General features: G+C 72.9%; 13 protein-coding genes. 8 read left to right on the top strand and 5 right to left on the bottom strand.

Translation table 11 applies throughout. The features are described from left to right. Nucleotides 1-217: 217 nt before the first annotated feature. Both ACZ4Z4_RS02715 and ACZ4Z4_RS02710 read left to right on the top strand, forming a co-directional pair. The gene (locus ACZ4Z4_RS02715; RefSeq protein WP_468321168.1) at nucleotides 218-1,507 is read left to right on the top strand and encodes a flavin-dependent oxidoreductase; all 1,290 of its coding nucleotides are present in this window, start codon (nucleotides 218-220) and stop codon (nucleotides 1,505-1,507) included. A 165-nt stretch (nucleotides 1,508-1,672) separates the two neighbouring features. Then, the gene (locus ACZ4Z4_RS02710) at nucleotides 1,673-2,227 is read left to right on the top strand and encodes a DUF1203 domain-containing protein (RefSeq protein WP_468322090.1); all 555 of its coding nucleotides are present in this window, start codon (nucleotides 1,673-1,675) and stop codon (nucleotides 2,225-2,227) included. Nucleotides 2,228-2,234: 7 nt separating this feature from the next. On the opposite strand, the gene ACZ4Z4_RS02705 is transcribed toward ACZ4Z4_RS02710, so the two are convergent. Beyond that, nucleotides 2,235-3,152 (bottom strand): LysR family transcriptional regulator, encoded by a 918-nt coding sequence (locus ACZ4Z4_RS02705; RefSeq protein WP_468322087.1) that lies wholly within the window; start codon nucleotides 3,150-3,152, stop codon nucleotides 2,235-2,237. Nucleotides 3,153-3,233: 81 nt separating this feature from the next. Here ACZ4Z4_RS02705 and ACZ4Z4_RS02700 point away from each other — a divergent pair, with 81 nt between their 5' ends. Continuing rightward, nucleotides 3,234-4,445, top strand: a complete 1,212-nt coding sequence (locus tag ACZ4Z4_RS02700; RefSeq protein WP_468321165.1) for an MFS transporter — start codon at nucleotides 3,234-3,236, stop codon at nucleotides 4,443-4,445. A 26-nt stretch (nucleotides 4,446-4,471) separates the two neighbouring features. Here ACZ4Z4_RS02700 and ACZ4Z4_RS02695 read toward each other — a convergent pair whose 3' ends face one another. Then, nucleotides 4,472-5,488 carry an aspartate-semialdehyde dehydrogenase gene (locus tag ACZ4Z4_RS02695; RefSeq protein WP_468321162.1) on the bottom strand — a complete coding sequence of 339 codons (1,017 nt, stop codon included), beginning with the start codon at nucleotides 5,486-5,488 and terminating at the stop codon, nucleotides 4,472-4,474. Nucleotides 5,489-5,685: 197 nt separating this feature from the next. Here ACZ4Z4_RS02695 and ACZ4Z4_RS02690 point away from each other — a divergent pair, with 197 nt between their 5' ends. Beyond that, the gene (locus ACZ4Z4_RS02690; RefSeq protein ID WP_468321160.1) at nucleotides 5,686-6,231 is read left to right on the top strand and encodes an RNA polymerase sigma factor; all 546 of its coding nucleotides are present in this window, start codon (nucleotides 5,686-5,688) and stop codon (nucleotides 6,229-6,231) included. A 2-nt stretch (nucleotides 6,232-6,233) separates the two neighbouring features. Further along, nucleotides 6,234-6,929 carry a hypothetical protein gene (locus tag ACZ4Z4_RS02685; protein ID WP_468321157.1) on the top strand — a complete coding sequence of 232 codons (696 nt, stop codon included), beginning with the start codon at nucleotides 6,234-6,236 and terminating at the stop codon, nucleotides 6,927-6,929. Nucleotides 6,930-6,998: 69 nt separating this feature from the next. On the opposite strand, the gene ACZ4Z4_RS02680 is transcribed toward ACZ4Z4_RS02685, so the two are convergent. Beyond that, entirely contained in the window at nucleotides 6,999-10,283 is a 3,285-nt protein-coding gene (locus ACZ4Z4_RS02680; RefSeq protein WP_468321155.1) for a S8 family serine peptidase, read from the bottom strand. 305 nt (nucleotides 10,284-10,588) lie between these two features. Here ACZ4Z4_RS02680 and ACZ4Z4_RS02675 point away from each other — a divergent pair, with 305 nt between their 5' ends. The 3 genes from ACZ4Z4_RS02675 (at nucleotide 10,589) to ACZ4Z4_RS02665 (ending at nucleotide 14,362) form a co-directional block, all read left to right on the top strand. Then, nucleotides 10,589-11,053 carry an NUDIX hydrolase gene (locus ACZ4Z4_RS02675; protein WP_468321152.1) on the top strand — a complete coding sequence of 155 codons (465 nt, stop codon included), beginning with the start codon at nucleotides 10,589-10,591 and terminating at the stop codon, nucleotides 11,051-11,053. 268 nt (nucleotides 11,054-11,321) lie between these two features. Continuing rightward, on the top strand, nucleotides 11,322-13,097 hold the full coding sequence (locus ACZ4Z4_RS02670) for a TIGR03767 family metallophosphoesterase (protein ID WP_468321150.1): 1,776 nt from the start codon (nucleotides 11,322-11,324) through the stop codon (nucleotides 13,095-13,097). Between the two features lie 107 nt (nucleotides 13,098-13,204). Next, a complete protein-coding gene (locus ACZ4Z4_RS02665) occupies nucleotides 13,205-14,362 on the top strand; it encodes a serine hydrolase domain-containing protein (protein ID WP_468321147.1) in 1,158 nt (385 codons plus the stop codon). Between the two features lie 21 nt (nucleotides 14,363-14,383). Here the strand turns inward: ACZ4Z4_RS02665 and ACZ4Z4_RS02660 are convergent, their stop codons facing one another. Both ACZ4Z4_RS02660 and pepN read right to left on the bottom strand, forming a co-directional pair. After that, entirely contained in the window at nucleotides 14,384-15,451 is a 1,068-nt protein-coding gene (locus tag ACZ4Z4_RS02660) for a hypothetical protein (protein ID WP_468321145.1), read from the bottom strand. A gap of 197 nt (nucleotides 15,452-15,648) precedes the next feature. Beyond that, nucleotides 15,649-18,225, bottom strand: coding sequence for an aminopeptidase N (pepN, locus tag ACZ4Z4_RS02655; protein WP_468321142.1), 2,577 nt, complete (start codon nucleotides 18,223-18,225; stop codon nucleotides 15,649-15,651). Nucleotides 18,226-18,283 lie beyond the last annotated feature (58 nt).

Genomic DNA, 18,283 nt, shown 5'->3' with positions numbered 1-18,283 from the left:
GGGTGCGACTTGTGGTGTTTCCGGCCATCCTTCCATGCCGCTCCGGATGGCCGCCCGGGCCATTGTTCTCCCGCTGCGGTACGGCTACGCTCGCGCGTCCGCACCGGTCCCGGCAGGCCGCAGACCACGGCCACAAGGGCGGTCAGGAACCACAGGGGGACACGGAGATGCTGGGGACCGAGAGACCGGCCGCCGCCGGCCGCGCCGCCCGACGGCCATGACCGACGTACTCGTGGCGGGCGCGGGCATCGGCGGGCTCACCGCCGCGCTCAGCCTGCACGCGGCGGGCATCGACGTCCGCGTGGTGGACGCCGCCGACCAGCTGCGCCCCGTCGGCGTGGGCATCAACCTCCTGCCGCACGCCGTGCGGGAGCTGACCGAGCTCGGGCTCGGCGACCAGCTCGCGGCGACCGCCGTCGCACCCGACGTGATGGTCCACTTCGATCGGCACGGCAACCGCATCTGGGCCGAACCGCGCGGCCTCGCCCTCGGCTACCGCTGGCCCCAGTACTCCATCCACCGCGGCGCCCTCCAGCTGCTCCTCCTCGACGCGGTCCGCGACCGGCTCGGCGACCACGCGGTCCGCACCGGCACCGCCTTCGTCCGGCTCGCCGAGCAGGAGGGCGGCGCGCTGCGGGTGATCCTGCGGGACATGGCGCGCGCCAGGGAGTACGGCGTGCGGGTCCGCGCCCTGGTCGGGGCCGACGGGCTGCACTCGGCGGTACGGGCCGTGCTGCACCCCGGCGAGGGGCCGCCGCTGTGGAACGGCATCCGGATGTGGCGGGGCATCGTCGAGTGGCACCCGGTGCTCGGCGGGCGGACCGTCGCGGTGGCGGGCAGCAACGCCACCGCGAAGCTCGTCGTCTACCCGATCTCCCGGCGCGCCCTGGAGCGCGGCAGGACGCTGCTCAACTGGGTGGCGGAGGTGCGGTTCCCGCCCACGCACCACCACGGGATGGCGGGACCCGCCGACTGGAACCGCTCAGGGCGGCTCTCCGACGTCCTGCCGCACTACACGGGCTGGCGCATCGGTGACCTGGACGTGCCCGCGCTGCTCGCCGCCACGCGGCACATCCTGGAGTACCCGATGGTCGACCGCGACCCGCTGGCCCGGTGGGGCCGGGGCCCGGTCACCCTGCTCGGCGACGCGGCGCACCCGATGTACCCCGTGGGGTCGAACGGCGGCTCCCAGGCGATCCTCGACGCCCGCGTCCTCGCGCGCTGCCTCGCCCACACGGCGCCCGATCGGGAGGCGGGGCTGCGGGCGTACGAGGAGGTGCGGCGCGAGACCGTCAACGCGATCGTCCTCGCCAACCGCGACATGCCGGCCGACCGCATCCTCCAGACCGTCGCGGAACGCGCCCCGGAGGGCTTCCACCGCGTGACGGACGTCCTGACCCCGGAGGAGTTGGCCGAACTGGACGCGGCCTACCGCAGAACGACGGGTGTGGACGTGGCGGAGCTGAACGGGCGGGGGTCGTGGGGGGTGGAGTGGAGCGGTCCGTGAACGGGGCGCGGCGGGCGTAGCGCTGCGTCTTGAGTGGTCCGTGAACGGGGCGCGTCAGGCGTAGCGCTGCGTCTGTAGCGCCACGTCCGGAAACCGCCAGCCCTCCGCCCCGTCACGCGCGAGGCTCGCCCCATGACCACCCCGCACACGGGCACCGCAGCCCCCATGACCACCCCGCACTCGGGCACCACAGCCCCCGCGTCCACCGCCCACACCCCGCTGCCCATCGCCCCCGAAGTCCTCGTCCGGCTCCGTGACACCGACGACGCGGGGCGGCCCTGCGTCCCGTACGCCGACGCGGAGGGTGGCAGTCCGCTCCGTTGCTGTCTGCGGCCCGTCGCGCCCGGCGAGCGCATCGCCCTCGTCTCGTACGCCCCGCTGCGCCGCTGGGCCGCCGAGACCGGCGCCACCCCCGGCGCCTACGACGAGCAGGGCCCCGTCTTCATCCACGCCGAACCCTGCGAGGGGGCGGCGCGGGAGCGTGCGGGATACCCGTTCTCGCGGGCCGGGGCGCTGCGGACGGTCCGCCGCTACAGCGCCGAGGGGCACATCCTCGGGGGCCGCCTCCTGGAGATCCCCGAGGACGAGGAGCGGGGCTTCGACGCCGCGTTCGACGAGGCCTTCGCCGACCCGCGGACCGCCCTCGTACACGTTCGCGCCGTGGAGTACGGCTGCTTCCACTTCGAGGTGCGCCGCACGCCCCCGCGCCGCACGCCCTGACGGGCTCTCAGGCCTCGCCCGCCTCCACCGCCCGCGCGAACTCCCGTACCCGCTCGGTCTCCGCGTCCCGGTGCCACACCACCCCGAGCACCGAGTCCGGCAGCCCGTCCACCGGCACGAAGACGACGTCCTTGCGGCCGTGGTACTCCGCCGTCGGGCGGCACAGCAGCATCGCCCCCCGGTCCGCCGCGACCAGCGTCAGCCCCTCCTGGAGCGTGCGGACCGCCGGACCCGGCGCGGTGGAAGGGGCGTGTGCCTCGCGCCAGTACGCGGGCGCCGGCGCCGCCGCCGCGATCAGCGGCGTCCCCGCGAGCTCCGGCGCCGCGAGCGACTCCCGCCCGGCGAAGGCGTGCCGCACCGACACCGCCACCGTCTGCCGCTCGCTGGAGAAGACGGGGCCGAGCACCAGATCGGGCTCGGCGACCGGCAGCAGCACGATCGCCACGTCCACGGCCTTCTCCCGCACCGCACCGAACGGGTCGCAGAAGGGGATCTCCACGATCTCCGTGACACAGGCCGGGTGCCGCTCCTGGAAGGCCGCGACGGCCCGCATCAGCGCGTCGTCCGCGGTCCCCTGGAAGCCGATCCGCAGCGTGCCCCCGTCGCCCCGCGCCGCCGCCCTGGCCCGCCCGACCACCGATGCCAACTCGTCGTACGACGGGCGGAGTTCGGCAAGGAAACGTTCCCCTAGGGTGGTGAGTGCGACCCGGCGGCTCGTACGCTCCAGCAGGCGTCCGCCGATCCGCCGCTCCAAGGCGGCGAGCAGTTGGCTGACGCGGCTCTGCGAGACGTACAACCGCTCGCCGGCCCGTCCGAAGTGCAGCTCTTCGGCAAGCACCAGGAAACACTCCAGTTCCCGGATCTCCAGCCCGTTCCCGCTCATGGCGCGCGGCCCCTTTTCCTTGATCGTCCCGGCCTCGATCATCGCCGATCGATGAACCCGGCTCATACCAGGATGAGATCTTCCGCGTTGTTCCCCGGCGGGCACCCCCACAGGGTGGATGCCATGTCTCAGACCACACAACTCCCCACACCACCTGCCGTGTCGGAGCGCCGGCGCGGCGGACCCGCCGTCCTCACCGTCGCCGCCGCGACCTTCTCCGTCGTCACCACGGAGATGCTCCCCGTCGGACTCCTCACCTCCATCGGCTCGGGCCTGCACGTCTCGGACGGCACCGCCGGCCTCGCCGTCACCCTGCCCGGCCTCGTCGCGGCGCTCGCCGCCCTGCTGCTGCCCGTCGCCGTGCGCCGCGCGGACCGGCGCACGGTCCTCGCCGTCCTGATGGCGCTGCTCGCCGCCGCCAACGTGGCCTCCGCGCTCGCGCCCGCCTTCGGCGTCCTGCTCGCCGCCCGCGTCCTGGTGGGCGTCTGCATCGGCGGCGTGTGGGCCATCGCCGCCGGGCTCGGCGTGCGGCTCGTCCACGAGGAGGGCGCGGGCCGGGCCACCGCGGTCATCTTCAGCGGGATCGCGGTGGCGTCCGTGCTCGGCGTCCCCGCGGGCACGCTCCTGGGCGAACTGGCGGGCTGGCGCTGGGGGTTCGCGGCTCTCGCCGTGCTCGCCCTCGCCGTCGCGGCGCTGCTCGCCACGGTCCTGCCCCGGCTCCCCGCGGACCAGGTCATCGGCCTCGGCGTCTTCCCCGGCCTGCTGCGCATCGGCAGGCTGCGGGCCGGACTGCTCGCCGTCACCCTCCTGGTCACCGGCCACTTCGCCGCGTACACCTACGTCCGGCCCGTCCTGGAGCGGGTGCCCGGCATCGGCGCGGGCCTGGTCAGCGGGCTGCTCCTCGCCTACGGCACGGCGGGCGTCGTCGGCAACTTCGCGGGCGGTGCCGTCGCGGCCCGCGACCCGCGCAGGGCGCTGCTCGCGATCAGCGCCACGCTCGGCGCCGTGGTGCTGCTCATGGTGCCCGCGGGCGGCTCGCTCACCGCTTCGGTGGCGCTGCTCGTGGCCTGGGGCCTGGCCTACGGCGGGGTCTCGGTCTCCGCCCAGAACTGGGTGATGGCCGCCGCCCCGCACGCCCGCGAGGCCGCGTCGGCGCTCTTCGCGGGCATCTTCAACGTGGCGATCGCGCTCGGCGCCTTCACGGGCGGCCGGGTCGCGGACAGCAGCGGGGCCGGTGGCGTGCTGTGGCTCGGCTGCACACTCGCCGGGCTCGCGTTGGTCGCGGTGGCGTGCGCGAAAGGGACGGCGAAGGGGGCGGCCACCGGGAAAAGGTGACCGCCCCCTACGGGACATGCGTGCGGTCAGCCCTTGAGCTCCGCGGCGACCAGCTCCGCGATCTGCACGGCGTTCAACGCCGCGCCCTTGCGGAGGTTGTCGTCGGAGATGAAGAACGCCAAGCCGTTCTCGACCGTCTCGTCCTTGCGGATGCGGCCCACGAAGGAGTCGTCCTTGCCCGCGGCGACCAGCGGCGTCGGCACCTCGGTGACGACGACGCCCTCGGCCCCCTCCAGGATCTCGGTGGCGCGCTCAGGGCTCAGCGGACGCGCGAAGCGGGCGTTGACCTGGAGGGAGTGGCCGGTGAAGACCGGCACGCGCACGCAGGTGCCCGACACCTTCAGCTCGGGGATCTCCAGGATCTTGCGGGACTCGTGGCGGAGCTTCTGCTCCTCGTCCGTCTCGTTCAGGCCGTCGTCGACGACCGAGCCCGCCATCGGCAGGACGTTGTACGCGATCGGCGCGACGTACTTGTCCGGCTCGGGGAACTCCACCGCGGAGCCGTCGTGGGTGAGCTTCGGCGCGTCCTCGCCGACCTTCTTGACCTGCTCGAAGAGCTCGTCCACCCCGGCGAGGCCGGAGCCGGAGACCGCCTGGTAGGTGGCGACGACCAGCGCTTCGAGGCCCGCCTCGGCGTGCAGCGGCTTGAGGACCGGCATCGCGGCCATCGTCGTGCAGTTCGGGTTGGCGATGATGCCCTTGGGGCGGTCCTTGATCGCGTGCGGGTTCACCTCGGAGACGACGAGGGGGACCTCGGGGTGCCGGCGCCAGGCCGAGGAGTTGTCGATCACGACGGCGCCCTGCGAGGCGACCTTCTCGGCGAGGGCCTTGGAGGTGGCGCCGCCCGCGGAGAACAGCACGATGTCCAGGCCCGTGTAGTCGGCGGTGGAGGCGTCCTCGACGGTCACGCCGTCGATGACCTTCCCCGCGCTGCGGGCCGAGGCGAAGAGGCGCAGCTCGTCGGCCGGGAACTTCCGCTCGGCGAGGATCTTGCGCATGACCTTGCCGACCTGACCGGTGGCTCCGACGATTCCGACCTTCACGGGGATGTCCTCCATTTGTGCGTGCGGCCTCGTGACCTCGGCCGGTCTGTGGGGGGTGGCTCCATGATGCGTCTGTCCAGGGCCGCCTTGTCCAATCCATTGTCCGAGGTGCGGGACGCCACATTCGCGGTGTGCCGCCGTGAACGTTTCGCGGGCCCGGGGCGTCCTAGGGGAAACGCGGGGAGGGGAGGGGCACGTTGCTGCGCAGAAAATCACGCCGCGCGCGGGCGGGGGCCGGGGGAGCGGCCGGGGGAGCGGACCCGCTGGACGCGGCCCAGGAGGACCGGGTGCGGGCCGTGCTCGCGCTCGGCGGGGTGCCGCACGCCGATCTGCCGGACGGGGTGCAGCAGGTGCGGCTGAAGCTCCTGGAGCGGGCCGCGGACGGGCGCGAGGCGCCGCGTGACGTGTCCGCGTGGGCCGCCGTCGTGGCGTCCAACCTGGCCATGGACTGGCACCGGGCCCGGCGCAGGCAGGAGCGGCTCGGTGAGCGGCTCGCCGTGCTGTGGCGGGAGGCCACCGACGAGGACGGCGCGGAGGCGCGGGCCACCTCGCTGGCCGTCGCGCAGGGCCTCGGCGAGCTGCCGGACGCCCAGCGGCAGGTCCTCGTCCTGCGTTTCTACGCCGACCTTCCGGTCCGGGCCATCGCCGAGGAGCTCGGCATCCCGGAGGGCACGGTCAAGAGCAGACTGCACACGGCGGTACGGCTCCTGCGGGCGCGGCTGCACGAAGGGGAGGTGGTGTGACGGTGCGGGAGAACGACTTCGACGCGCTGATGCTCGCGATCACGGACGACCCCGTGCCCGGGGAGGCGCTGCGCGACCCCGACTTCGCGGCCGCCCACGCGGCGGCCGTCGCGGACGTCGCGCTGCTGAGGGAGCGGCTCGGGGCCGTGGGCGACGCGCTCGCGGCTTCCGCCAAGCCTGTGGAGCCGGTCGTTCCGCTGAGGCCGCGCGCGGGCCGCCGGCGTGTCACCGTCGCGCTCGGCGCGGTGGCCGCCACGGTGACCGCCGCCCTGGCCGGTGGGCTCGCCTGGCTCTCGGTGGGGGCCGGCCCCGGCGCCGCCGACAACGACACGGCGGCGGGCAGCGCGCAGGACGCGGCACCGGAGGGGAAGCTCAGCTCCGAGGGCTTCGTCGCGTGCTCGCGGCTCATCGTGGAGGGCACGGTCACGGCGGTCGAGCCGGTGCCGGGCGACTCGCGGGACCGCGTCACGGTCGCGGTGTCGCGGTATCTGAAGCCGACGTCCGGGGACGGCACGGTCGTCTTCCCGATGGACCGTGACGTGGATCCGCGCCTGAAGGCGGGCGACCGCGTCCTGATCACCGTCCCCAAGGGCTCGGGGGAGCCGGACAACTGGGCCGTGGGCGAGGACCGCGCCGCTCTGCGCGCGATGATCCTCAAGGCCCTGCCGGCCTCGAAGGAGATCCGCTGCGACGGATGAGACAAGCGCCGGACGGGCTCGACCGAGCCCGTCCGGCGCCTGTTCAGAAGAACACCGCCGCGAAGACCGCTACGGCGTGACCTTCTCGACCTTCACGCTGCCGCTGCCCGCGACCGTGCCGCCCGCGTTGAGCAGGGACACCTCGCCGAACAGCTCACGGCCCGCGGCGGCCGGGGCCTTCGCCTCGACCTTGGCGTCGACCTGCGCCGACGCGCCGTTGCCGAGCTTGACCGGCTTCGACTCGTCGACGGTGACCTGGCCGAGCGCGTCCGAGAAGAAGACGTCCCGGTAGTCGTACGCGGTCGAACCGGACGGCACCGAGTAGCCCGTCACCTCGATCGTGTACGTACCGGCGGCCGGCTTCTTCAGGCTCACGCTCTCCTCCGAGTCGCCCTCCGCCGACGAACCGACGACCTGGCCGTCCTTCTTCACGGCGAGGTCCAGGTCGGCGGCGACGTCCGCGGGGGAGCCGATGGCGACGTCGAGACGCTCCGCGCCCGCGGGCACGACGACCTCGGTGGTCTGCGTCTCGTTCTGCTTGATGGTGGGCCGCGCCGACTTCGCGGAGCCGAGCGAGCCGCCCTTCAGCTTGCCGTCGACGGCCGCGAAGTTGTTCGTGGCCTTCCAGGAGACGGGCGCCGGCGTGCCGACCTTCGCCTCCGGGAGTGTCTGCACGGCCGGGTCGAAGTCGACGCCGAGCGCGGCGACGTTCAGCTTGTACGGGTTGTCGAGCAGCGGCGACGTACGGCGCGACTCGACCTCGATCTCCCAGACACCGGCCTGCGGCTCCGCGTACGCACGCAGGTCCGGGCGGCAGGTGTTGGCCGGGTTCTCGTAGTTCGGGTAGCAGACGATCGACGAGGTGGAGTCGACCGGGACGCCGTACGGGTGGATCGCTATGAAGCGGGTCTGGCTCTTGTCCTTCAGGCCGCCGAGGGAGACCTCCAGGGACTTGGCGCCCTTGGGGACCGTCACGAAGTAGGACTGCGGGGCGCTGCGCTGCACCGAGCCCTCGGCGGAGAAGGTGAACGACGGCTTGGCGAGCGGCTGCGAGACGACGACCGTCGACATGATCTGCTGGTCGATGCCCTCGGAGCGCTCGTCGTCGACGGTGAGGATCGCGCTGTGCAGCCCGGCGGACTTGGCCTTCGCCTGGACCTTGACGGTGACCGGCTTGTTCAGCGGCAGCGTGACGTCACCGTCGCCGAGCAGGCGGAAGGTCTTCTCGTGGTTGTTGACGAGGTCCAGCTCGTGGCGGACGCCGCGGTCCGGGCCCGAGGTGCGGGTGATCGTGACGTCGTACGTCCGCTTCTGGCCGGTCCGCAGGCCGCCCTCGCGGTCGTAGATGCCGGTGCCGGGCTTCTTCAGCTCCTGCTCCAGGGCGGTGTCGACGGGGGCCTTCACCGTGTACGTGTGGGCCTTCGCGTCGTCCTCGATCGCGTTCCAGGCGTCGACCACGTTGATGAGGCCGGTGCCCTGGGCGTACGCCTGCTCACCGCGGATGCGGTCCGCGGTCGAGGTGAGGGCGGTGCGCAGCTTCGCCGGGGTGAGGTCGACCTTCTCCCGCTTGGCGGCGGAGAGCAGCAGCGCCGAGGCGCCCGCGGCCTGCGGGGACGCCATCGAGGTGCCCTGGAGCATGGAGTAGCCGGCCGGGAGCTTGTAGCCCGCCTCGGCGACCGGGGAGCCCGGCAGCCAGGTCTGGGTGGTGTTGATGGCCGAGCCGGGCGCCGAGATGACCGGCGCGAAGCCGCCGTCCTCACGCGGGCCGCGCGAGGAGAACGGCATCATCGCGTACGGACGCTCCACCTGGGAGCCGTAGTTGGCGGCCCAGGTCTCCTTGGAGATGGCGGCGCCGACCGAGATGACCTTGTCGGCCAGGCTGGGGTCGCCGATGGTGTTGGCGCCGGGGCCGGAGTTGCCCGCGGAGATCACCAGCTGCACGCCGTAGGTGTCGATGAGGCGCGTGTAGAGCTCGGCGCGCGCGTTGTTGCCGTCGTTGAGGGCCGGGAGGCCGCCGATCGACATGTTGACGATGTCGACGCCGCGCTTGGTGACGAGGTCGATCATGCCCTCGGTGAGCGCGACGTTGGTGCAGCCGCCGGTCCAGGTGCAGGCGCGCGAGGAGACCAGCTTGGCGCCGGGCGCCGCGCCGTTCATCCTGCCGCCGAACAGGCCGTTGGCCGCGGTGATGCCCGCGACGTGCGTGCCGTGCTCGGACTCGATGACGCCGATGTTGACGAAGTCGGCCTTCTTGCCGACCCAGTCGCCGCCGTACGGGTCGGTAGGGACGTCCTTGCGGATCTCGACGACGAACGGGACGCGCTCGACGACGTCGGTCGCCGGGTCGTCCTTGCCGAAGTAGGCCACCTGGTGGCCGTCCTTGTACGGCTTCATCACCTCGTCGTCGGTGAAGTCCTTGTTGTTGTTCAGGTCGACGCGGACCGTGCCGGCGGCCGGGTCGTAGAGCATGCCCCAGCTGTCGGTGGTGTCGCCGTCGCGGTTGATGTCGCCCTTGGCGTCGCCGCCGGTGGTGGCCGACTCGCGGAAGCGGTTGACCTGGAAGGAGCCCGCCGGGGCCTGCCAGGTCTCGCCGTCCCAGGTGAAGGTGGGGCCGCTGACCGGGTTGGTCATACGGCGCCAGGTGCCGTCCGCGTCCACGATCGGGTCGGTCGCGGTCACCCAGTCGGTGATCTTGCGCTCGCCGGTGGTGGTCTTCTTCAGCGCGGGGTGGCCGAGGTCGACGCCGGAGTCGAGGATGCCGATGGTGACGCCGCGGCCGTCCGCCTTCGGGTTCTTCTTCACGAAGTCGACGGCGCCCGTCTCGGCGGACGGGTTGTACGGGTTCTTCGCCGGGGTGTTCCTGTCCGGCCCCGGGTAGGTGCCGCGCGCGGCGGTCCGCGCGCCCTTGGCGCGGTCGGCGGCCGGGGTCGGGTCGTCCAGCTCGATCTCGTGGCGCAGATCGATGGCGTGCACCGACGACAGCTCGGCGGCCGACTTGATCGCCGCGTCGGCCTTGCCGGTCGGCACGGTCGCGCGGACGTAGCCGAGCTTGTCGTAGGTCCGGCCGACCGAGCCGCCCTTGACGGCGTCGAGCCGGCCGGCGACCTGCTCGGTGGCGCCGGGCGCGGTGGCCACCATCATCGTGACGGTCTTCTCGCCCTCCGCCTTGGCGTCGGCGAGCAGGTCGGCGTCGGCCGGACCGAGCTTGCCGCCCGCGGACTTGGGCGCGGGCACGGGGGTCTCGTCCGCCGCGAAGGCGAGGGGCACGGCCCCGGTCGCGCAGAGCGCGGCGGTGAGACCGACGGCTATCGCGAGGCGGGGCGCGCGTCTGGCGCTGGAACTGGATCTGGGCATCGGCATCCCTGTGCGTGAAGGTCGGGAAGGAGGGTCGACCCGGCCCCGGAACTCCGAGGAGTTCCGGAATGCGGGGCCGGATGACCGCTCAGCTTTACGCAAGTGACAGCTGTTTGGGGAGAGTTGTCCGAGCTGTGATCAGGGCGTGACGCAATTCCGCCATGCGCCAGCGCGGACATGGGCGGCTATAGGGGGACATGGGGAGCGGTCGTGCCTTTGGAAGGGGCGCGGGGAACTGCGCGACAAGCCACGGCAAACTCGCAGATGAACGACGGGCAACAGGAGAACCGCCTAGCGTCGACCTCGTGCAGAAAGAACTCCGGGTGGCGGCCTACGCCGTATGCGTACGCGACGAGCAGGTGCTGCTGGCCCGCTGGGTGGCGGGCGACGGCAGCAAACGCTGGACGCTGCCCGGCGGCGGCATGGACCACGGAGAGGACCCCTACGACACCGTGATCCGCGAGGCCGACGAGGAGACCGGCTATGTCGTCCAGCCCGTCGCGCTCCTCGGCATCGACTCGCTGCGCCGCCGCTACCCGCGCAGGCTCGGCGCCGTCGCCGACTTCCACGGACTGCGGATCGTGTACGAGGGGCGCGTCACGGGCGGCGAACTCCGCCATGAGACCGGCGGGTCCACGGACCTCGCGGCCTGGCACCCCCTCGCCGCCGTGCCGGACCTCGACCGCGTCGGACTCGTCGACATCGGTCTCGAACTGTGGCGCAACCGCCCGGCCGACGGACACGGCCGCGCCGCGGGCCCGGTGCGCTGACCTCTCTCCGGGGGCTTCCCTTCCGGGCTTCCCTTCCCCGCGAGGTGAACGCGGAGTGACCGCTTCCTCTCCGGTCGGGGAGGGGCGGATGACCGCGCAGGGTGCCGAGTGATCCACGTACGGTGATCGGTGCTGCCCGTTGCCGTCTCGTTCACGCACAGGCCATTCCCGATGCCAACGATCCAGTACGAGCGGGAGTCCGCAGGCCACAGTCCGGCCGGGACGCCCGCGACCACTGCCGACGCGTTCGCACTCGGGGAGACCGCGCATGCCGCGCATACGCTCTGTCGCCACCGCACCAGCCGCCGCCACCGCCCGACTCGACCGCCGCGCGTTCCTCGCCGCCACCGGGGCGGTCACCCTCTCCGCAGGCGTCGGCTACGCCCTCGGCCCCGGCGCCGGTGCCGGCAACGCCTCACCTGCGGGCCACGCCACCGTCCCGCGCTCCCGCCCCGCGCCCGCCGCACCCCTCATGCCGTACAAGAACGGCACCACCCTGCTCACCGTCGCCGCCTCGCACGGCACCACCGGCTACCGGCGGCTCGGCGACGGGCCCGCCTGGCCGCGCGTCGTCCGCGGCGACCTCGCGGCGGCCAAGGACGGCCGGGAGGGGCGGCGGACCCCGCTCGCCGCCTTCGTGCAATTCACCGACCTGCACCTCGTCGACGTGCAACACCCGCTGCGGTACGAGTACTTGCGCGCGCAGACCGCCAGCGCCTGGCGACCCCACGAGTCCCTGTCCGTGGCGGGCGCCGTCGCCCTCGTCGAACGCGTCAACGCGCTGCGCGGAGCGCCCGCCACCGGCGCCCCCCTGCACTGCGTCGTGACGACCGGCGACAACACCGACAACAACTCCCGCGCCGAACTCGACTGGTTCCTCAAGGTCATGAACGGCGGCCGCATCACCCCCAACACGGGCGACCCGCGCCGCTACGAAGGCGTGCAGGCCAGCGGCGTCGAGCTGTACTGGCACCCGGACGACGCCCTGCGCGACGCCGACAAGCGGCTCGGCTTCCCGCACCTGCACGGCTTCCTCGACGCCGCGATCCGCGAGGTCAACAGCCCCGGCCTCGGCCTGCCCTGGTACTCCACGGTCGGCAACCACGACGCGCTGCCCGGCGGCTGCTGGGCGCCCAAGGACTCGTACTTCACCGAGTTCGCCGTCGGGGGCAAGAAGCTGATGTCCCTGGACGAGTCGCGCGGAGCCGCCCTCTGGAAGGCGGTCAAGAAGGGCCGCGACCCCAAGGGCACACAGTTCAAGGAGCTCCTGCGGAGCGAGAAGCGGCGGATGCGGTCCGTCACGCCGGACCCCTCCCGGGCGCCCTTCACCCCCGTCGAGTACCTCCAGGCGCACCTCGACCCCGCCCACACCGGCCCCGGCCCCCACGGCCACGGCTACACCCAGCAGAACCTCGCCGCCGCCACCCAGTACTACTCCTTCCGCATCAGCGACGACGTGCTCGGCATCAGCCTGGACACCACCGACCCCGGCGGCCACTACGAAGGCTCCCTCGGCACCGCCCAACTCCGCTGGCTGGAGCGCGAGCTGACGGCCAACGAGCGGCGCGCCGGCGGCCCGTCGTACGTCGTCGTCCTCAGCCACCACACCAGCAGGACCATGCGCAACCTCCGCCACGACCCGGCACGCCCCGGCGAGGCCCGGCACGGCGGCGACGAGGTCGTCTCGCTGCTCGGCCGGTACCGCTCCGTCCTCGCCTGGGTCAACGGCCACAGCCACCGGAACAGGATCACCCCGCACCGCACCCCGCACGGCGCCTTCTGGGAGGTCTCCACCGCCTCGCACATCGACTTCCCGCAGCTCGCGCGGGTGGTGGAGATCAGCGACAACCACGACGGCACGGTCTCCGTCCACACCACGCTCATCGAGTCCGCCGCCCCGCACCGCACCGACTTCGCCGACCTCTCACAGACCGGCCTGGCCGCGCTCTACCGCGAACTGTCCTTCAACGCCCCCGGCGCGAAGCCCGCCCTGGGCGGCGAGGCGGGCGACCGCAACACCGAACTGGTGCTGCGGAAGGGCTGAAACCCGCCCAACCCCCGGGCGCCGCTCAACCCGGCGCCACGGGCCACGGGTCCCACCGGCCGAGGGCGGCGAAGCCCTGCTGCGGCGACCGGAGGGACGGTACGGACATGGCGGTACTCAAGAGACGGCGGGCCGGCGTGGCGGCGGCGCTGGCCGCGGCGGCGTTGGCGGGCACGCTCGCGGCGTCCGCGGCGGTCGCGGCCCCCGGGAACGGGGACCGGCACCGGGAGACCCTGCGCGCGATGGAGGCGGCCCTGAACGAGGACGCTCCCGGGGTGACGGCCCAGGTCACGGACCGGCGCGGCCCCTGGAACGCCGCCGCGGGGATCGGCGACCTGGACCGGGGCACGCCGCGCGGGGCCCACGACCACTACCGCGTCGGCAGCATCACCAAGACCTTCGTCGCGACGGTCCTCCTCCAGCTGGAGGCGGAGGGCGCACTGTCCCTGGACGACACGGTCGGGCAGTGGCTGCCCGGCGTCGTCGAGGGCAACGGACACGACGGCGACCGCATCACCGTGCGCCAACTCCTCAACCACACCAGCGGCATCTTCAACATCACGGAGGACCCGGAGTTCCGGCGGAAGGTGTTCACCGAGGACTTCCTCCGCCACCGCTACGACACCTGGACCGCCCGCCAGCAGGTCGCGACGGCCATGCGCCACAAGCCGGACTTCGCGCCCGGCACCGGCTGGAAGTACTCCAACACCAACTACGTCGTCGCCGGCCTGATCATCGAGAAGGTCACCGGCGCGCCCTACGCGCAGGCGGTCCGCCAGCGCATCGTCGAACCGCTCGGCCTGCACGACACCACCGTCCCGGGCACCGACCCGACCGTGCCGCGGCCGAGCTCCCGCGCCTACACCAGGCTCTCCGAAGCCCCCGGCGCCAAGAACCACGACGTGACGGAGATGAACCCGTCCGTGGCCGGCGCGGCCGGGGAGATGATCTCCGACTCGGCCGACCTGAACCGCTTCTACAGCGCCCTGCTGCGCGGCAAGCTCCTGCCGAAGCGGCAGCTCGCCGCGATGAAGACCACCGTGCCGAAGGGCGACGACCGGCCCGGCCAGCGGTACGGGCTCGGCCTGGAACCCTTCAGGACCCACTGCGGCACGGTCGTCTGGGGCCACGGCGGCGACATACACGGCTCGTCGTCCGCGGCCGGAGCCACGGCGGACGGCCGCCACGCGCTGGCCCTCAACTTCAACGGTCCCAGCGACGGAGCGGCGGCGGTCCTCAACGCGGAGTTCTGCGGCAAGGGCTGAGAAACGGCTCGGGCGCCGCTCCTACCTGGGCAGCACCACCACATACGCCGCCGGTTCCCGGTCCGTCGCCGCCATGAGCGCCGTCCGCACCACCGTGGCCTGCTGCTCCAGCGCGTCCCTGAGCTTCCTCGGGGTGATGTGGACGACGGTGATGCCGAGCCGTTCCAGGTGCTCGCGCTTGCGCACGCACTCGGACCACAGCGCGTCGTCGTCCTGCCGCAGGCCCTGGCGGGGCGCGCGCGTGTCCAGTTCCACCGCCACGGCCTGGTCGGGCCAGTAGGCGTCGACACCGCCGAGCGGCGGGCCGCCGGGCAGGCGCAGGTCGACGTTCCACAGCGGGGCGGGCAGCCCGTGCTCGTCGACCATCCGGTACAGCCGGTCCTCGGCGATGGCCCGCCCCTCGGCGAGCAGCGAGTCGACGGCGTCCACCACATGCGGCCGGGTCAGCAGCCGGGCGAGGGTCAACTCCCGCACGACAGCGGCCGGTTCGCAGTGCCCGCCGCGCACCGCCTCGGTGAGCAGCCGGCGCACCGCACCCGCCTCGGAGAGCCGCGCCACGGCGTCGGCGACGGCCCGCGGCACGGGAGCGACCGGAACCCCCGTGACCTGCTGCGGAGTCGGCATCGTCGAGGTGCGCACGAGCCGGGCGAAGCCCACCGAACGCAGCCGCCGGGTGCGGGGCACCAGCACGTCGATGCGGTCCAGGGAGAGCAGCGGGGGAGCGGACGAGAAGCGGTGCAGGGCGAGCGCGGCGAGGCCCGTGATCATCGCGTCCGCGTACGGCGCGTGCGGCTCGCCCGCGCGGGGCTGGGCGGGCACGGCCCCCGCCTGCCTGGCCGGTGGCCGCCCCGCGTACAGCAGTGCGCCGTGCAGCCGCTCCTCGCTGGTCGGCGGGCCGAGGTGCAGCAGGCAGACGCCCGGCAGCAGCTGCTGCCAGGGGCCGCCGGGCCGGCAGTGGGCGCCGGCGTCCGCCGCGGAGACGCCGTGCTCGCCGAGCTGGGCGGTGCTCATGACGCGGGGCCGGGCGTCGGCGAGGTGCCTGAGCGGGAGGGGGAGGGAGAGGGGGGAGAGCGGGGTGTTGTGGTTCATGCCCCGGTCGTTCCCTCGGCCGGTCGCCCCGCTAACCGCTGTTACAAGCCCGTCGACAAACCCGGACAAGCTCGCCCTAAAGCACGGACGTTCGACAGCCGATGAGTGCCCGCGCCGACCGACCCCCTGACCTGCGCCCGCGGGCGCACCACCGTGCCCGTGGAACACGGTGACACGCCCGCACCACCTGGGGCCGGCTAGGCCGCGGCCCCCGCGTCGCACGCCTGTGCCCGCAGTGAGCGGGCCAGGTCGTCGCGCGCCTCCAGGACCAGACGGCGCAGGGCCGGCGCGGCCGCCTCGTGGGTGGCGAGCCACTGGTCGGCCGCCGCGAGCGTCACCGCGTCCCCCTGCAAGTGCGGGAAGAGGCCCTTCACCACGTCCATGCCGATCTGGATGGACCGCTCCGCCCAGACCCGCTCGATGGCGGCGAAGTACTTCGGCGCGTACGGCGCGACGAGCTCGCGCTGCGAGGACTGGGTGAAGCCCGAGATGGTCGCCTCGACCAGCGCGTTCGACAGGGCGTCGGACTCGACCACGGCGGCCCACGCCTGCGCCTTGACCGCCGCAGAGGGCCGCGCGGCCAGGCACCGCACCTGGTGCCGCTTGCCGGAAGCCGTGTCGTCCCTGGCCAGCTCGGCGGCGAGGACCTCCTCGTCGGCGACGCCGTGCGCGGCCAGCGGGTTCAGGAAGGCCCAGCGCAGCTCCTGGTCGACGTCCAGGCCGTCGATCTTCGCGCTGCCCGCCAACAGCCCCTGCAACAGCTGGAGGTCGGCGGCCGACGACGCCACCGCGGCGAAGAACCGCGCCCATGTCAGCTGGTGCTGGCTGCCCGGCGCCGCGATCCGCAGCTCCCGCAGCGCGCCCTCGGCGAGCGCCCGGCCGCCCTCCTCGCGCCACTCGGGCGCGGCATAGTGCGTGAGGGCGGACCGCATCCACGCGTGGAGCATCTGAAGCACGCCGATGTCGCTCTCCTGCCCGGCGAAGCGCAGCACCAGCCCGATGAAGTCGCGCGCGGGCATCAGGCCGTCCCGCGTGAGGTTCCACAGCGCCGACCAGCACAGGGCGCGGGCCAGCGGGTCGGTGATGTCGCCGAGGTGGTCCCGGAGCGTGGCGAGGGAGTTCTCGTCGAAGCGGATCTTGCAGTACGTCAGGTCGTCGTCGTTGACCAGGACGAGCTCGGGCGCGGCCTCCCCGGCCAGCTCGGCCACGACGGTGCGCGGCCCGTCGACGTCGATCTCCGCGCGTGCGTACCGCTCCAGGTCGCCGCCCGGCGTCCTGCGGTAGAGGCCGACGGCGACGCGGTGCGGGCGGAGCTCTGGGTGGGACTCGGCGGCCTCCTGGAGGACGGAGAGCTCGGTGATCCGGCCCTCCGCGTTCAGGATGACCTGCGGCGTCAGGGCGTTGACGCCGGCCGTCTGGAGCCAGGACCGCGCCCAGGAACCCATGTCGCGCCCGGACGTCTCCTCCAGGACGGAGAGGAGGTCGTCGAGGACCGTGTTCCCGTACGCGTGCCGCTTGAAGTAGCGGCGGGCGCCCTCCAGGAAGGCGTCACGGCCCGCGTACGCCACGAGCTGCTTGAGGACCGAGGCGCCCTTCGCGTACGTGATGCCGTCGAAGTTGAGCTTGGCGTCCTCCAGGTCGCGGATGTCGGCCGTGACCGGGTGGGTGGAGGGCAGCTGGTCGGCGCGGTAGGCCCAGGCCTTGCGGTTGTTGGCGAAGGTGATCCAGCCATTGGTGAAGCGGGTTGCCTCCACCATCGAGAAGGACCCCATGAAGTCGGCGAAGGACTCCTTGAGCCACAGGTCGTCCCACCAGCGCATGGTGACGAGGTCGCCGAACCACATGTGGGCCATCTCGTGGAGGATGACGTTGGCCCGGCGCTCGTACGACGCCTGGGTCACCTTGCCGCGGAAGATGAACTCCTCGCGGAAGGTCACCATGCCCGGGTTCTCCATCGCGCCGAGGTTGTACTCCGGCACGAACGCCTGGTCGTACTTCCCGAAGGGGTACGGATAGTCGAAGTGGTCGTGGAAGAAGTCCAGGCCCTGCTTGGTGACCAGGAAGATGTCGTCGGCGTCGAAGTGCGGGGCGAGGCCCTTGCGGCACATCGCGCCGAGCGGGATCTCCAGGCGCGTGCCGTCGGGCAGGACGCGGGAGTACGAATCCGTGACGTAGTGGTAGGGACCCGCGACGACCGCCGTGATGTACGTCGAGATCGGCTTCGTCTCGGCGAACCTCCACACGCCGTCGGAGAGTTCGCCCACGCCGTTGGACCACGCGGTCCAGCCCTCGGGGGCCTGCACCGAGAAGCGGTAGGGCGCCTTCAGGTCGGGCTGCTCGAAGTTGGCGAAGACGCGGCGGGAGTCCGCGGGCTCGTACTGCGTGTAGAGATAGACCTCACCGTCCTCCGGGTCGACGAAGCGGTGCATGCCCTCACCGGTGCGGCTGTAGGCGCACTGGGCGTCCACCACCAGTTCGTTCTCCTCGGCGAGGTCCTCCAGGGTGATCCTGGTGCCGTCGAAGACCTCGGAGGGGTCCAGGTCCTTGCCGTTGAGCGAGAGTGCCGTGACGCTGGGCGCGATCAGGTCCGCGAAGGTCGCGGCGCCCGGCTCGGCGCTGCGGAACCGGATCGTGGTGACCGAGCGGAATGTGCGCGGCTCCTGACCGCTCTCGCCGACCGCCGAGCGCAGGTCGAGAAAGATCTCGTAGCCTTCGACGGAGAGCAGCGCGGCCCTCTCGCGGGCCTCGTCGCGGGACAGATTCTCACCGGGCACGGGCGGCACTCCCTTGTGACTCGCATGACTGTGATGCGCACGATCGGCACGACTCGTA

The sequence above is a fragment of the Streptomyces sp. NPDC030245 genome, from assembly GCF_055572995.1.
The sequence above is the reverse complement of the archived record's forward strand: the minus strand, read 5'-3'. Positions and strand labels throughout refer to the sequence as shown.

Bases quoted from the DNA above. Each gene is read 5' to 3' on its own strand.
- ACZ4Z4_RS02660 (WP_468321145.1), bottom strand. From the start codon at position 15,451: ATGAACCACAACACCCCGCTCTCCCCCCTCTCCCTCCCCCTCCCGCTC.
- ACZ4Z4_RS02700 (WP_468321165.1), top strand. From the start codon at position 3,234: ATGTCTCAGACCACACAACTCCCCACACCACCTGCCGTGTCGGAGCGC.
- ACZ4Z4_RS02705 (WP_468322087.1), bottom strand. From the start codon at position 3,152: ATGATCGAGGCCGGGACGATCAAGGAAAAGGGGCCGCGCGCCATGAGC.
- ACZ4Z4_RS02715 (WP_468321168.1), top strand. From the start codon at position 218: ATGACCGACGTACTCGTGGCGGGCGCGGGCATCGGCGGGCTCACCGCC.
- ACZ4Z4_RS02670 (WP_468321150.1), top strand. From the start codon at position 11,322: ATGCCGCGCATACGCTCTGTCGCCACCGCACCAGCCGCCGCCACCGCC.
- ACZ4Z4_RS02710 (WP_468322090.1), top strand. From the start codon at position 1,673: ATGACCACCCCGCACTCGGGCACCACAGCCCCCGCGTCCACCGCCCAC.
- ACZ4Z4_RS02665 (WP_468321147.1), top strand. From the start codon at position 13,205: ATGGCGGTACTCAAGAGACGGCGGGCCGGCGTGGCGGCGGCGCTGGCC.
- ACZ4Z4_RS02680 (WP_468321155.1), bottom strand. From the start codon at position 10,283: ATGCCCAGATCCAGTTCCAGCGCCAGACGCGCGCCCCGCCTCGCGATA.